This is a genomic window from Devosia sp. ZW T5_3 (assembly GCF_044987315.1).
In the GTDB taxonomy this organism is placed as follows: domain Bacteria; phylum Pseudomonadota; class Alphaproteobacteria; order Rhizobiales; family Devosiaceae; genus Devosia.
This window is the reverse complement of sequence record NZ_JBJDRE010000006.1, coordinates 68190-80355: the sequence shown is the minus strand read 5'-3', so window position 1 is coordinate 80355 and position 12166 is coordinate 68190. Positions and strand designations below refer to the sequence as shown.

The 12166-nt window shown below is 61.3% G+C and carries 16 protein-coding genes and 1 pseudogene; 7 read left to right on the top strand and 10 right to left on the bottom strand.

The window, feature by feature from the left end; all coding sequences use genetic code 11:
- Window positions 1-4: 4 nt before the first annotated feature.
- From ACI3KW_RS09375 to ACI3KW_RS09365, 3 genes are read right to left on the bottom strand one after another with little or no spacing between them, the layout of a single operon-like run.
- Window positions 5-406: a hypothetical protein gene (locus tag ACI3KW_RS09375; protein ID WP_404847851.1), complete on the bottom strand. Its 402-nt coding sequence runs from the start codon at window positions 404-406 to the stop codon at window positions 5-7.
- 56 nt (window positions 407-462) lie between these two features.
- Window positions 463-2091: a chaperonin GroEL gene (gene groL, locus ACI3KW_RS09370; protein ID WP_113120333.1), complete on the bottom strand. Its 1629-nt coding sequence runs from the start codon at window positions 2089-2091 to the stop codon at window positions 463-465.
- 33 nt (window positions 2092-2124) lie between these two features.
- The gene (locus tag ACI3KW_RS09365; protein ID WP_404847850.1) at window positions 2125-2439 is read right to left on the bottom strand and encodes a co-chaperone GroES; all 315 of its coding nucleotides are present in this window, start codon (window positions 2437-2439) and stop codon (window positions 2125-2127) included.
- A gap of 208 nt (window positions 2440-2647) precedes the next feature.
- On the opposite strand from ACI3KW_RS09365, the gene ACI3KW_RS09360 reads away from it, so the two are divergent.
- A complete protein-coding gene (locus ACI3KW_RS09360) occupies window positions 2648-2917 on the top strand; it encodes an usg protein (RefSeq protein ID WP_404847849.1) in 270 nt (89 codons plus the stop codon).
- Window positions 2918-2992: 75 nt separating this feature from the next.
- Here the strand turns inward: ACI3KW_RS09360 and ACI3KW_RS09355 are convergent, their stop codons facing one another.
- From ACI3KW_RS09355 to ACI3KW_RS09330, 6 genes are all read right to left on the bottom strand, one after another.
- The gene (locus ACI3KW_RS09355) at window positions 2993-3514 is read right to left on the bottom strand and encodes an Hsp20/alpha crystallin family protein (RefSeq protein ID WP_404847848.1); all 522 of its coding nucleotides are present in this window, start codon (window positions 3512-3514) and stop codon (window positions 2993-2995) included.
- Between the two features lie 76 nt (window positions 3515-3590).
- Window positions 3591-4064 (bottom strand): Hsp20 family protein, encoded by a 474-nt coding sequence (locus ACI3KW_RS09350; protein ID WP_404847847.1) that lies wholly within the window; start codon window positions 4062-4064, stop codon window positions 3591-3593.
- A 216-nt stretch (window positions 4065-4280) separates the two neighbouring features.
- Window positions 4281-4856, bottom strand: coding sequence for a DUF1349 domain-containing protein (locus ACI3KW_RS09345; RefSeq protein WP_404847846.1), 576 nt, complete (start codon window positions 4854-4856; stop codon window positions 4281-4283).
- Window positions 4857-4936: 80 nt separating this feature from the next.
- On the bottom strand, window positions 4937-5233 hold the full coding sequence (locus tag ACI3KW_RS09340; RefSeq protein WP_404847845.1) for a YciI family protein: 297 nt from the start codon (window positions 5231-5233) through the stop codon (window positions 4937-4939).
- A 90-nt stretch (window positions 5234-5323) separates the two neighbouring features.
- The gene (locus tag ACI3KW_RS09335) at window positions 5324-5974 is read right to left on the bottom strand and encodes a DUF2161 domain-containing phosphodiesterase (protein ID WP_404847844.1); all 651 of its coding nucleotides are present in this window, start codon (window positions 5972-5974) and stop codon (window positions 5324-5326) included.
- A gap of 154 nt (window positions 5975-6128) precedes the next feature.
- The gene (locus ACI3KW_RS09330; RefSeq protein WP_404847843.1) at window positions 6129-6323 is read right to left on the bottom strand and encodes a hypothetical protein; all 195 of its coding nucleotides are present in this window, start codon (window positions 6321-6323) and stop codon (window positions 6129-6131) included.
- A gap of 73 nt (window positions 6324-6396) precedes the next feature.
- Between ACI3KW_RS09330 and ACI3KW_RS09325 the strand changes: the two genes are divergently transcribed.
- Both ACI3KW_RS09325 and ACI3KW_RS09320 read left to right on the top strand, forming a co-directional pair.
- The gene (locus ACI3KW_RS09325; protein WP_404847842.1) at window positions 6397-6636 is read left to right on the top strand and encodes an SDR family NAD(P)-dependent oxidoreductase; all 240 of its coding nucleotides are present in this window, start codon (window positions 6397-6399) and stop codon (window positions 6634-6636) included.
- 16 nt (window positions 6637-6652) lie between these two features.
- Window positions 6653-6952 (top strand): annotated as a pseudogene (locus ACI3KW_RS09320) (SDR family NAD(P)-dependent oxidoreductase); the annotation flags it as partial.
- A gap of 371 nt (window positions 6953-7323) precedes the next feature.
- On the opposite strand, the gene ACI3KW_RS09315 reads toward ACI3KW_RS09320, so the two are convergent.
- On the bottom strand, window positions 7324-8067 hold the full coding sequence (locus ACI3KW_RS09315) for a GntR family transcriptional regulator (protein WP_404847964.1): 744 nt from the start codon (window positions 8065-8067) through the stop codon (window positions 7324-7326).
- A 278-nt stretch (window positions 8068-8345) separates the two neighbouring features.
- Here ACI3KW_RS09315 and ACI3KW_RS09310 point away from each other — a divergent pair, with 278 nt between their 5' ends.
- From ACI3KW_RS09310 to ACI3KW_RS09295, 4 genes are read left to right on the top strand one after another with little or no spacing between them, the layout of a single operon-like run.
- Window positions 8346-9449: an ABC transporter ATP-binding protein gene (locus tag ACI3KW_RS09310; protein ID WP_404847841.1), complete on the top strand. Its 1104-nt coding sequence runs from the start codon at window positions 8346-8348 to the stop codon at window positions 9447-9449.
- A gap of 28 nt (window positions 9450-9477) precedes the next feature.
- A complete protein-coding gene (locus ACI3KW_RS09305) occupies window positions 9478-10518 on the top strand; it encodes a PotD/PotF family extracellular solute-binding protein (RefSeq protein ID WP_404847840.1) in 1041 nt (346 codons plus the stop codon).
- Between the two features lie 4 nt (window positions 10519-10522).
- Window positions 10523-11350 carry an ABC transporter permease gene (locus ACI3KW_RS09300; protein WP_404847839.1) on the top strand — a complete coding sequence of 276 codons (828 nt, stop codon included), beginning with the start codon at window positions 10523-10525 and terminating at the stop codon, window positions 11348-11350.
- Complete coding sequence (locus ACI3KW_RS09295; protein ID WP_404847838.1) at window positions 11343-12164, top strand: ABC transporter permease; 822 nt, start codon at window positions 11343-11345, stop codon at window positions 12162-12164. Before ACI3KW_RS09300 ends, ACI3KW_RS09295 begins: the two co-directional genes overlap by 8 nt.
- The last annotated feature ends 2 nt before the right edge of the window (window positions 12165-12166 follow it).

Sequence of the window (12166 nt, the reverse complement as noted above, 5' to 3'; positions counted from 1 at the left end):
AAAACTATGATCCGGCTATCGACGCGGCCGATTGTGGCGGTCGGGCCATTGCCCCATCGCTGACCGGGAAGGCCGCTTGCTCCGGCGCAGGGTCGGGCTCCTGATGCCGCTCGACAACTTCGAGCGTCTTGAGAGCAAGCGCGGTCTCGGTGCGCAGCCGCTTGAGATGGCGGATCGTTGCCTCCACAGGCTCGCCTCGGCTTTGCCGATTTGCCATGGCGACGAGTTCGGCATCGATCAACTGGATGACGCACTCCGCTTCGATGCGTGTCCAGGGGTCGGGCATATCCGTGCGGAAGGCCTCCCGCGCAAGCCGCGAGATCCTGTCGATATCAACCGTCCACTCCAGGAGCAGTTCTGGCTCGGGGTTTGCCAAGGCCGGTTTCTCGTTGATGAACGCGTGCATTTCTCCTCTCTCGCAATTGGATGGCGGCGCCCGGTCTGCTCCGGGCGCCGCTGGCCTTAAAAGTCCATGCCGGCTCCCGCAGGCAGGGCAGGGGCCGCGTCCTTCTTCGGTTTTTCGGCGACCAGCGCTTCCGTGGTGATCAGCAGCGCCGCCACCGAAGCGGCGTCCTGCAGCGCGGTCCGGACGACTTTGGCCGGATCGATCACGCCATTGCCGACAAGGTCCTGATATTCGCCCGTCGCGGCGTTGTAGCCCCAGCCATAATCGTCCTTTTCGAGCAGTTTGCCCACAATCACCGAGCCATCCTCGCCCGCATTGAGCGCGATCTGCTTGGCTGGCACCTGAATGGCGCGGCGGACGATATCGACACCGGCCTTCTGGTCGGCATTGTCGGGCGACACCTGCTCCAGTGCCTTGAGGGCACGCAGCAGCGCGATTCCACCGCCGGGCAGGATACCTTCTTCGACCGCCGCGCGGGTGGCGTGCAGGGCGTCGTCAACCCGGTCCTTCTTTTCCTTGACCTCGACTTCGGTGGCCCCGCCGACGCGGATCACTGCAACGCCGCCGGCCAGCTTGGCCAATCGTTCCTGCAGCTTTTCCCGGTCATAGTCGGAGGTGGTTTCCTCGATCTGCTGGCGGATCTGGGCGACGCGACCGTCAATATCGGTCCGGGCGCCGGCGCCATCCACGATTGTGGTGTTCTCCTTTTCGATCACCACCTTCTTGGCGGTGCCAAGCATATTGAGTGTGACGTTCTCGAGCTTGATGCCGATGTCTTCGGACACGACATTGCCGCCGGTGAGGATGGCGATGTCTTCGAGCATGGCCTTGCGGCGATCGCCGAAGCCCGGTGCCTTGACGGCCGCGATCTTGAGGCCGCCGCGCAGTTTGTTGACCACGAGCGTCGCCAGGGCTTCGCCTTCCACATCCTCCGCAATGATCAGCAGCGGCTTGCCCGACTGCACGACGCTTTCCAGCAGCGGCAGCATGGGCTGCAGTCCGGACAGTTTCTTCTCGTGGATCAGGATGTAGGGGTCTTCCAGTTCCACCCGCATCTTGTCCTGGTTGGTCACGAAATAGGGTGAGACATAGCCGCGGTCGAACTGCATGCCTTCGACGACTTCCAGCTCGGTCTCGGCGGTCTTGGCTTCTTCGACGGTGATCACGCCCTCATTGCCGACCTTTTCCATGGCTTCGGCCAGGAACTTGCCGATCTCGGCATCGCCGTTTGCCGAAATGGTCCCGACTTGGGCAATCTCGCCATTGGAGGTGACCTTGCGGGCATGGCTCTTGAGGTCAGCCACCACCGCGTCGACGGCCAGGTCGATGCCACGCTTGAGGTCCATCGGGTTCATGCCGGCGGCCACCGCCTTGGCGCCTTCCTTGACGATGGCCTGCGCCAGCACCGTTGCCGTCGTGGTGCCGTCGCCGGCCAGGTCATTGGTTTTGGAGGCGACTTCGCGCACCATCTGGGCGCCCATGTTCTCGAACTTGTCTTCCAGCTCGATTTCCTTGGCCACCGTTACGCCGTCCTTGGTAATGCGCGGCGCGCCGAACGATTTTTCGATCACCACATTGCGCCCCTTGGGGCCCAGCGTGACCTTGACGGCATTGGCCAGGGTATCGACGCCGCGCAGCATCTTGTCGCGGGCATCGGTCGAGAACTTGACTTCCTTTGCAGCCATTTTCGTTTCTGCTCCTTCAGCTGAACAAGCGCCTCAAGCGGCCTTGCGGGCCGGCTCGGTGCTTTCGATCACACCCAGAATGTCGGATTCCTTCATGATGATGAGATCCTCACCATCGATGCGCACTTCCGTGCCGCTCCATTTGCCGAACAGCACGCGGTCGCCGCTCCTTAGGTCGGGCGCGGCCAGTTCGCCGCGCTCATTGCGCGCGCCTGGACCCACGGCGATCACTTCGCCCTCCGAGGGTTTTTCCTTGGCTGTATCGGGGATGATAATGCCGCCAGAAGTCTTTTCATCGGCTTCGATGCGGCGAACGAGCACACGGTCGTGCAAGGGGCGGAAAGCCATCCATTCCTCCATTATCAACATTGATGTCAGAGCGCGTCCTCCGGCATCCCGGGAGGAAGCAGAAAATGAATTAGGAGCGCGGCAAGTGGCTTCAAGAGGGGGACGGAAAAATTTTGGCACTCACCGGTAAAGAGTGCTGATTTGCACTCAAGCCGCTGGTGGCGTTATCTTAATTGGCGAAGCACTTGCGCGAAAGGAGAGCGGATCGATGACCGATACCAGTTTCATCAAACAGCTCGATGGCTATGGCCTGACCACGGCCCAGATCCACTATCGCCTGCCGGACCAGCCTTCGCTGCTGCAGCTTTACGTATGGCAGGAATATGATCTCGCCCCCGATTTTCCCACCCTGCAGGGGTTCCTGAATTTCTGGCGGCGCGAGATCGAAGGCGCATTGCATTCAGTGTGCATTGCGCATCAGCGGCTGATCCAGCCCAGCGAATTCCGGGCCGTCAACGGCGTCATTACGGTTCATTGAAATGGCCCCGCTCCGGGGAGTGGGTAACACTCCTCGGGGCAGGGCCGCAGCTACCCGGCGCGGGCGGTGCGACTATTAGTGCACCTGACCCTGTCCATTGATGGCGATGCGCTTGACCTTGGATTGCGCCGTCGCCGATTTGGGCAATGTCACCGTCAGGACGCCGTTCTTGAACGAGGCGTTGGCCTTGTCCTCCTCCACTTCCGAGCCGAGCGGGATGCGCCGTTCGAAACGGCCATAGAACCGCTCGGAGAAGTGCCGGTTCTTGTCCTCGTTCTCGGCGCGCTTTTCGCCTCGAAGCGTCAGCACACCGTCCTCGAGCAGGAGTTCGATATCCTTTTCATCCATGCCGGCAATCTCGGCGGTCACCCTGACCTCGTTCTCGGTTTCCGAGATTTCCACATTGGGCCACCCGGCGCCCGCTGCAAACGAACCGAATGCCGGCAATCGCGTATCAAAGCCGCGGAACGCGTCGTCGAACACGCGATTGATTTCGCGATGTAGCGACAGGAACGGGTTCTGCTCGCTCTCGCGATAGAGAGACGGGGCCTGATTGTCGCCGTTCCGGCCCCAGGGAATGAGATCACGTACACTCATCTGGCCTTCTCCTTTCAATGCCATGGATTGACTGACAACCCGGGCGCCAGCGCCCGGGTTTCGCGGTAAGCCTCGGTTAGGCGGCCTGTCGGTTCGCTTCGATCTGCTGCGGTTCCACCGGCGTCCGCACGGCCGTGCCGATCTCGATGCGCCGTGGCTTCATCGCCTCTGGAAGTTCGCGCCTGAGGTTGATCGTCAACAGGCCATTGCTAAGGTTCGCGTCGGCGACCTTGACGTGATCAGCCAGCTCGAACCGCCGCTCGAACGTCCGGTTGGAAATGCCGCGATGCAGATATTGCGCATTGTCTTCACCGGCCTTTTGGCCGCTCACCACAAGCAGGTTGGGCTCGTGGGTGATGGTCAGGTCCGCCTGCGAGAAGCCGGCCACCGCCATGGTGATCTGATAGTCATCCTCGCCCGTCTTGACGATATCGTAGGGCGGCCAGCTATCGATCGCCTGCACGCGACTGGCGTTTTCCAGCAGGTTGAACATTCGGTCAAAACCGATGCTCGACCGGTACAGGGGTGCGAAATCTAGACTAGTCCTCATAGCCATATCCTCCTTGAGCAACATGGATACGAGAGGCGCCCAAGAGGAACGCCTCCCAGACCTGCCGGGCCAAAGCCCCGGCAACACTTGATTTTGGAACGGCAAAGCGGTTTTCAAGAACCCAACGGGAAAATTTATGATGCCGTGCAATTGACCGTCGTCACCTGCACCGGACCACAGCGATCCGGCACGTCAGCCCATTCGCCGCCAATAGCATTACGTGAGATCGTGCAGTGCTTTGCCGTTGGGCGGGCCGATCTCGAAGTTGGAGAATTTCACGTCCAGCCCTTGGCGTTCCGGTGTGCAGAGCATGGGCCCGACGCGATAGGTGGATGCCTTGGGAAACGGACACAGTCGCACCAAGGGCCAGCGTATGCCGTCTGTGGAGGATTGCAGGCGCAGCACGCCGGCTTGCACGGTGACGCGCAGATAGAAATCCGAAGGGTCGGATGCATAGATCGATGTTGACCAGTCCGATCGGTCGACGGTCAGCACGCTACCGATGCACGCGGCGCCGTCCGACAGTTCGATGCCGGCTTTTATCCAGTTTTTCTCATCGATGCGGACCATTATTCCGGCCTGATCGTAGAGCGCCTCGTAGCGGGCCTGAACTCTCAGGGACGCGGTGAAGTCGCCCGCCCAGGCATGACCAAAAAAGTGGCCACTATCGCGGGTGAACCCGTAATAGGTGTCCCGCCAGAAGTCCGTTTTTTCGTCGGAGCGCACCGTTAGCGCCCCGTCATTCAGGGACCATTGGCGAGGCTCGTTGTGCCAACTGCAGGATTCAAACATGACGGCTCCTTGCGAAATCGAGTAGCCGACACACACGGCTGGTGGGCTGGCGGCGCCTGTCGCTGCCATATGCGATCCGCTCAGCCGCGGAATTTCAGGTGCAGCATGGGATGATGCTCATAGTGGCCGGCGCCGTGCCGGATGATCGGGTCTTGGGATGTCAGGTCCTCGATATTTTCATCATCCTCGATCTGGTAAAGCGAGACGCCATATCCACCTGCCGGATCCATGACGGGACCATGGGCGACGATTTTGCCTTGCGCCAACAGCTCATCGAGAAAGGCGCCATGCTGCTGCATCCAGCCGGCGTCGTCGGCCGACATGGTTGCGAGGAAGTCTGCACGTGGCGGGATGTATTTGCAAAGGTATGATTTCATGCTCGATCTCCAGTCTGGTTGGTTCGCACTGCGTTCGGGAACGTGATCTAAAATCCGCCGATCCACATTGGCATGGATCGGCTGGAATGCTCAGCCTTGCGGTGGCAACACTGCGGCCCGGCCAAGTTCTGTCAGCCCGTAAATACCTCTGCTCTCCCGTACGAACCACCCATAGACATTGTCTCGCAAAATTGTCGGCGCTCTAGGGACCAGCACCTTGAGCTGCTTTGGGCTTTGTGGGCCGGCCAGCAACGCCGTGGCGCAAGCTATGCAATCTTGCCGATAGGCCGTCATGATCGGCTTGCCGCGCCCCCCGCCCACCTGTGGGTCACCCACCCTGCGCTTGTGTTCATCAAGCAGCCGGGACCGCCTTTTCGCGTCACGGCGCGGCGCAGCTGCAAATGGGGCAACGATGACCGCCACGTCTCCGGCGTCCGAAACCGACATCACCCCAAAGCCAAGCCGCCGACACAGATTCCGGAAACGGGCATCGTGCTCTCGCCCCCTTCCGGTCTTGGATGCTCTTGCCGCGAGCCAGACTTCATCACAGAACGAAGCCCGCTTCACGCCTTGCATGACCAATTCGAGATTGAAGGCCAGCTTCATTTCGCAAACGACGATGACAGGCGGATCGCCGTCTTTAACGCCAACCAGATCGCAATCGTTGACCTCGCCTTTGACGGAATAGCCGGCGCCTTCCATGAAGGTCTTCAAAGGGAGGTAAAGGTCCGTCTCCGCCATTTGGTCCGTTTCAGATCGAGATGCACACGGGCTCGATATACCTGAGTCTGCCCACCGATGCCGCGCCGTCAGGAAGGGGCGGGCTTGGTCACGGCAAGACCGGCAGGCGATATCTAGGTGTGGATGTCGATGACGCCCTCGCTGTCCGGCGCCATTAAATCCGCTTCCAAGCGACTTCACCGTTGAATACGCCTGCGCGTTCGGCCACGCGCGTGGTCGTTAGTCGATGGATGCCTTCCCGCAGCAAAACCTGAATGGTCGCTTCGAAAATCGCCTCGAGCGTCGTTGCAGATCGTGCCTGGCGCGGCTTTTTGCGGGCGCTGAGGTGTTGAGGCGGTGTCGCGTCCATATGCGAATCCCGAAAACGAATGATCCTTCATATATTGATCGCATCATTTTCGGCCGCCAGCTAAGGAAGTTCCATGACGGATATGAAGAAAGTCGCGCTTGTGACCGGCGCCAACAAGGGCATCGGTTTGGAAATTGCCCGGCAATTGGCCCAGGCCGGCATTGCGGTGATCATGGGGGCGCGAAACCTGCAGCGCGGCCAAGATGCCGCCAGCGATCTGGCAAAGACCGAGCTGGACGTCGAGGCGATCGAAATCGACCTCACAGACGAGGCGAGCATAGCTTCGGCGGCTGAAAAGATTGCCGCCAAATAACCGGCTCGACATTCTCATGAACAATGCCGGGATCGTCGATCCCGAAGATGGTCCGCCTTCCGTTAGCTCGACGGCCGCGACGCGCCGGCTTATGGAAACCAATTTCCTGGGCACCCTTGCCGTTACGCAAGCCATGCTGCCCCTGCTGCGCCGCTCGAACGCCGGTCGCATCGTCAATCTTTCAACCACGCTGGGTTCGCTGGCAATCAACGGCGATCCAAGCTCGCCTTATTACGAGGCCCGGCTGATCGGATACAATGCGTCCAAGGCCGCGCTCAACATGCTGACAGTCCAGTTGGCAGCGGAACTGAAGGACACGTCCATTGTCGTGAACTCGGTTGCCCCAGGCTATGTCAAGACCGACCTGACAGGCGGCAACGGCTTCATGACACCTGCCGAAGGTGCACGCCTTCCGGTCGAGTATGCCTTGCTCGGCACCAACGCCATTCCGGCAGCTTTATCGAGCCGCAGGGCAACGTCCCCTGGTAGGGCCTCACCAGAATTGCGGGCAGGAGCAGCATCTGCCCGTCCGCTTTGCAGCGAGCCTGTCTTAAATCCCGATGACCGAATTGGGGTCGACGGCGACCGGGCAGAAACGCGCCCCTTATCGGACATTCAGCGCTTCCGCCGTGAAGCTGCCGTTGCTGTCCCATACGTAAATCGATGGGGTACACATAGGCGATCATTTCAAGCGCGGCTAAACGTCTCCAATAGCGACACGAAGCTGTGCCGTTCACCCTGCCCTTCGGTCAGCTTCACGCGGCCTTCGATGTCGCCAAGGTGGGTGTCCATCAGGCCTTGCGCCTTTTTCAGGTCTTTTTCCCGCAAGGCCGCGACGATCGCCCGGTGGTGCTCCGCCCCGCAATCGTCGACGCGCTCGTCTTCGTAAAGCGCCATGACCAGGGAGAGCCGGGCGACCAGTTTGGCCAGCATCTCGGACAGCACCGCGTTACCGGCGATCCGCGACAGTTCGACGTGGAACTGACCGACTGACGCGGACTTGGGGGCGTTGTGATCGGCGTGGTAGACGCGCAACTCCTCCTCGGTGAGGGCTTCCAGCCGGTCGAGATCGGCTGGTGTGATGCGCTGCAGCACCAGTTCAAGCGTCGTCCGCTCCAAGGCCCGTCGCGCTTCGAAGAGCTGTTTGGCCTCCTCAATCGAAGGCTCGGCCACGAAGGTGCCGCGGTTGCGTTTGCGTTCGAGCAGGCGATCCCGCTGCAGCACCCCCAGGGCGCCCCGGACTACGGTGCGGCTGACGCCGAAATGCTCGGCTATGGCCTCCTCAATAATCTTGCTGCCGGGCTTGAGCGCGCCCTCGCCAATGGCGGTGGCGAGTGTCGCGCAGATGCGGTCCGTCACATCCTCGGCTTCTTCGATATCGCTGAGCGGCTCCGCCATTGGCGCGGTCTTTTTCCGTGTCGGCTTACGCATGGTCACTCCGAATCTCTGCCCAACAATAGCGCAGCTGACGAAATTTTGTGCATCATTTTTTGCGACACAACATGCGAACTGTTATGCGTACAAATTTTCGTATGTTCATTGTAACTCAATTTCATTATACATATCAACGTGTTGCAAGAAATATGACTGGCGAGTTCCGATGTGGCACGGCGCTTGCAATGAGGTTGGCAACACCACTGCTAGCACCCCTGATACCCATTGCAAGTCTCATGCCGTTTTGACGGACAGGACGAACCGGGAGAGACCAAATGAGTGGCCTCATTGCCAATACCCTGTCCGTCCGGGGGCTGACCCATAGTTATGGCGGCGCTGCCGCCGTTGACGAGGTGTCCTTCACGGTGCCCGCTGGAGAGATCGCCGCATTGCTCGGCCCGAGCGGCTGCGGCAAGTCCACCGTGCTGCGCGCCATCGCAGGGCTGGTTAGCCCGCGCAGTGGCAGCATCATGCTGGGGGATGCGGATCTCGGGCATTTGCCGGCGCGCGAACGCGGTATCGGCATGGTGTTCCAGAATTATGCGCTGTTCCCTCATCTGACGGTGGCCGAGAATATCGCCTATCCCCTGGCCTGCCTGCATGTGGGCCGGACGGAGCGCCGCGAACGCGTTACCGAAATGCTCGAACTGGTGCGACTGGCCGATTATGCCAAGCGCCTGCCGCGTGAACTCTCGGGCGGCCAGCAGCAGCGCGTCGCCGTCGCCCGCGCTTTGGCGCCCAGCCCATCCCTGCTGCTGCTCGATGAACCCTTTGGCGCGCTTGATCGGGCACTGCGTTTTGACCTGCAGGTCGAAATGCTGCGCCTGCAAAAGACATTGGACATTACCACGCTGATCGTTACCCACGATCAGGAAGAGGCGCAGAGTCTGGCCAGTTCGCTCGTGCTGATGAACAAGGGCCGCATCGAGCAGATCGATACGCCCATGGCGGTCTATGACCGGCCGCAGACCCTGTTCGTCAATCGCTTCATCGGCCAGGCCAACCAGTTCGAAGCCATCGTTGAAACACTAGAGACGAATGCGACAATTCTTCGCCTCCGCTCGGGCGAGGCTCTGTCGCTGCCCCGCCGGTTGGATTTCGTCACCGGCGCTGCTGTCGTCGCCACCTGCCGGCCCGAACATGTGTCGTTAGTCGATACGTCCGCCGCCAATGCGCTGGCTGCCACGGTCGGCGTCTCCGTGCCGCTGGGCCCCAGCCTAGTGCACGATCTCATTCTTGCCAATGGCGGCGAGCTGCGCGCTAGCCAGGCACGCGGCCCGGAAACTCTTGTCCCGGCCGCCGGCTCCACCGTCTTTGCCAGCATCGACACCGCCCGATGCCACGTCTTTCCGGCCCAGTCCGGGACGCCTTCTGCCTGATCCTGCCTCGAACCCCATGGTGCATGACATGACTGCAATGAAATTGACCCGCCGCCAGTTCGGATTTCTCGCCGCCGGTGCGGCGGCCGCCGGCCTGCTGCCCATTCCCGCCCGCGCTGCCAATGGCAGCATGGTTGCCGCGACTTTCCCCGGCAATTGGGAGGATGCCTATCGCCGCGTGCTGACCCCGCTGGTCTCGGAAGCCGGGTTCGATCTCACCATCGCTCCGGCCCTGGCGCAGGACCAGTTGGCCAAGATCATGGCCAGCCCCGGCAACCCAGCCTATGACACACTGCTGATGTCGCCGGGCCAGATGGCCATCGCCCTCGAAAACGATTTGATTCAGAAAATCGACACCAGCCGGCTCGCCAATTGGAGCAAGCTCGATCCGGCGTTCCAGGGCGAATATGGTCCCACCGTTACCGTCGAAGTCAACGGCATCGCCTATAATCCCGATCTGGTGCCGGCGCCGAAAGGCTATGCCGACCTGTTCGAAAACCCCGCCTTTGCCGGCAAGGTCTCCTGGACCGGCTTTGGCTCCAACACCGCTGTCATGGCCTATACCCAGCTCGCCAGTATCTATGGCAGCGGCCCCGATGACATGGAGGCCGTGTTCAAGCTGTTTGCCGATCACCCGCAAAACCTGGCCGGCGTTGTCGACAGCACCAATAGCCAGATGTCGCTCTACCAGCAGGGCGAGATCGCCGTGTTCATATGCAGCACCGGCAATGTCGCCAAGCTCAAGAGCCTGGGCCTCAATGCCGAATTCGTGCATCCCGAGACGGGTTCGCCCGCCGCGCCGGTCAATATCCACCTGACCAAGGGCTCGGCTAATCTGGATGCGGCCTATGCCTATATGGATGCCGCCATCTCCAAGGCCGCGCAGGAACAGCTGACCCTGCCGCCCACCGAAATGTTCCCGACCAATATGGATGTGGCCCTGACGCCGGGCATCGAGGCGTTTGTCACCCGCGATACCATCCCCTCGCTGGTCTATCCCGATTGGGCGATGATCAACAAGAACCGAGCCGACTGGATTCGCGCCTTCGACGCCCTGGTTGCAGGCTAGACCGATGCGAGCGAGCGGCTTTCCATTCCTCGTGCCCATGCTGGCATTGTCGGTGGCGTTCTTCGCACTGCCGCTCGCTCTGCTCGTCGCCTATAGTTTTGCCGGCGAGACCGGGCCGTCGCTGGAGAACTATGCCAAGTTCCTCGGCGATCCCTTCAACTTCCGCGTCCTGCTCAACACGGCCCGCCTCGGTTTCGAGACGGTGTTGGGCACCACCTTGCTCGGCATCCCGATTGCCCTGTTGTTCTGGCATAGCGGCCAGCGCATGCGGCAGGCCATCATCTTCCTGACGCTGATCCCCATGCTGACCAGCAATGTGGTGCGCACCTTTGCCTGGATCGTCATCCTCGGGCGGCAGGGGCCGATCAGCGAGAGCCTGATGGCGCTCGGGCTGACCGGCGGCCCGATCAGCCTGATGTTCACCGAGCTGGGCCTCGTGCTGGCCATGACGCAGATCGATCTGCCGCTGATCATCCTGCCGCTGGTCGCCATCCTCTCCCGCCTGCCGCGCAATCTGACCGAGGCAGCTGAAGTGTCCGGGGCTGGGCCCTGGCGGGTGTTCGTCACGGTGCTCCTGCCGCTCATGCTGCCGGCGCTGCTGGCCGGCTGGATCCTGGTCTATGCCAGCACCAGCGCCTCTTTCGTGACCCAGGCGGTGATCGGGGGCGCCCGCAATGTCTATGTGCCGCAGCTGATCTATCGCGAAGTCGGCACGCTATTCGATTGGCCTTTGGCCTCGGCCATTGCCGTTGTCCTGCTTTTCACCACCGGCATTCTCCTGCTGGTCCTCTCCATGCTGTCCCGTCACCGGAGGCTCGTCGGTCATGGTTAGATATAAGACCAATCCGCTGCCCGAATGGCTCTACAAGATATTCGTCTTCGGCTTCGGCACGCTGTGCCTGATGTTCCTCATTGCGCCGATCGTGCTGGCCCTCATCATGTCCTTTACCGGCGGACAGACGCTGAAATTTCCGCCCGAAGGCTTCTCGCTGCGCTGGTATGAAGCCCTGCTCGATCCGGTGCGCTCCGCCACCGAGCATATCGCCGCCTTCAACTCGCTCAAGATCGCGGCACTGGCCGTGCTCGGCGCGCTGCTGTTCGCCGTGCCCGCCGCCATCGGTGCCAGTCGGGTTCGTCGCAACACGGCCAATGCGGTCGAGCCGCTACTGCTGTCGCCCCTGGTGTTGCCGAGCCTGGTCTATGGCCTGGCAGCGCTGATCGTCGCCAATCTCATCGGCATCCGGCCGTCGCTCTGGCTCACCATAACAGGCCATATCGTGGTGTTCGGCCCGCTGATGTACCGCTCCGTCGCGGTGGTAGCGCAGGGGCTCGATCCATCGCTGGAGGAAGCATCGACCCTGATGGGCGCGAGCTGGCTCACCACGCTGCGCCGCGTCACCCTGCCCCTGCTGTTGCCGGGCATTCTGGCCGGGGCGTTTCTGGTTTTCATCCAGTCGCTCGACAATGTCTCGATCTCGCTCTTTCTCGCCGATGCATCGACCACGGTGCTGCCGCTGCGCATGTTCGCACTGATCGAGGAAGGGCTCGACGTCCGCGTCGCCGCTATGTCCGGCATTCTCATAACCGTGGTGCTGATCGGCCTGCTCATTGGCCGCCGCGCCCTCGGCAAATCCCAAACCTCATAGCC

Excerpts from the sequence above, each read along its gene's own strand:
- ACI3KW_RS09375 (WP_404847851.1), bottom strand. The coding sequence starts at position 406 with ATGCACGCGTTCATCAACGAGAAACCGGCCTTGGCAAACCCCGAGCCA.
- groL (WP_113120333.1), bottom strand. The coding sequence starts at position 2,091 with ATGGCTGCAAAGGAAGTCAAGTTCTCGACCGATGCCCGCGACAAGATG.
- ACI3KW_RS09365 (WP_404847850.1), bottom strand. The coding sequence starts at position 2,439 with ATGGCTTTCCGCCCCTTGCACGACCGTGTGCTCGTTCGCCGCATCGAA.
- ACI3KW_RS09360 (WP_404847849.1), top strand. The coding sequence starts at position 2,648 with ATGACCGATACCAGTTTCATCAAACAGCTCGATGGCTATGGCCTGACC.
- ACI3KW_RS09355 (WP_404847848.1), bottom strand. The coding sequence starts at position 3,514 with ATGAGTGTACGTGATCTCATTCCCTGGGGCCGGAACGGCGACAATCAG.
- ACI3KW_RS09350 (WP_404847847.1), bottom strand. The coding sequence starts at position 4,064 with ATGAGGACTAGTCTAGATTTCGCACCCCTGTACCGGTCGAGCATCGGT.
- ACI3KW_RS09345 (WP_404847846.1), bottom strand. The coding sequence starts at position 4,856 with ATGTTTGAATCCTGCAGTTGGCACAACGAGCCTCGCCAATGGTCCCTG.
- ACI3KW_RS09340 (WP_404847845.1), bottom strand. The coding sequence starts at position 5,233 with ATGAAATCATACCTTTGCAAATACATCCCGCCACGTGCAGACTTCCTC.
- ACI3KW_RS09335 (WP_404847844.1), bottom strand. The coding sequence starts at position 5,974 with ATGGCGGAGACGGACCTTTACCTCCCTTTGAAGACCTTCATGGAAGGC.
- ACI3KW_RS09330 (WP_404847843.1), bottom strand. The coding sequence starts at position 6,323 with ATGGACGCGACACCGCCTCAACACCTCAGCGCCCGCAAAAAGCCGCGC.
- ACI3KW_RS09325 (WP_404847842.1), top strand. The coding sequence starts at position 6,397 with ATGACGGATATGAAGAAAGTCGCGCTTGTGACCGGCGCCAACAAGGGC.
- ACI3KW_RS09315 (WP_404847964.1), bottom strand. The coding sequence starts at position 8,067 with ATGCGTAAGCCGACACGGAAAAAGACCGCGCCAATGGCGGAGCCGCTC.
- ACI3KW_RS09310 (WP_404847841.1), top strand. The coding sequence starts at position 8,346 with ATGAGTGGCCTCATTGCCAATACCCTGTCCGTCCGGGGGCTGACCCAT.
- ACI3KW_RS09305 (WP_404847840.1), top strand. The coding sequence starts at position 9,478 with ATGACTGCAATGAAATTGACCCGCCGCCAGTTCGGATTTCTCGCCGCC.
- ACI3KW_RS09300 (WP_404847839.1), top strand. The coding sequence starts at position 10,523 with ATGCGAGCGAGCGGCTTTCCATTCCTCGTGCCCATGCTGGCATTGTCG.
- ACI3KW_RS09295 (WP_404847838.1), top strand. The coding sequence starts at position 11,343 with ATGGTTAGATATAAGACCAATCCGCTGCCCGAATGGCTCTACAAGATA.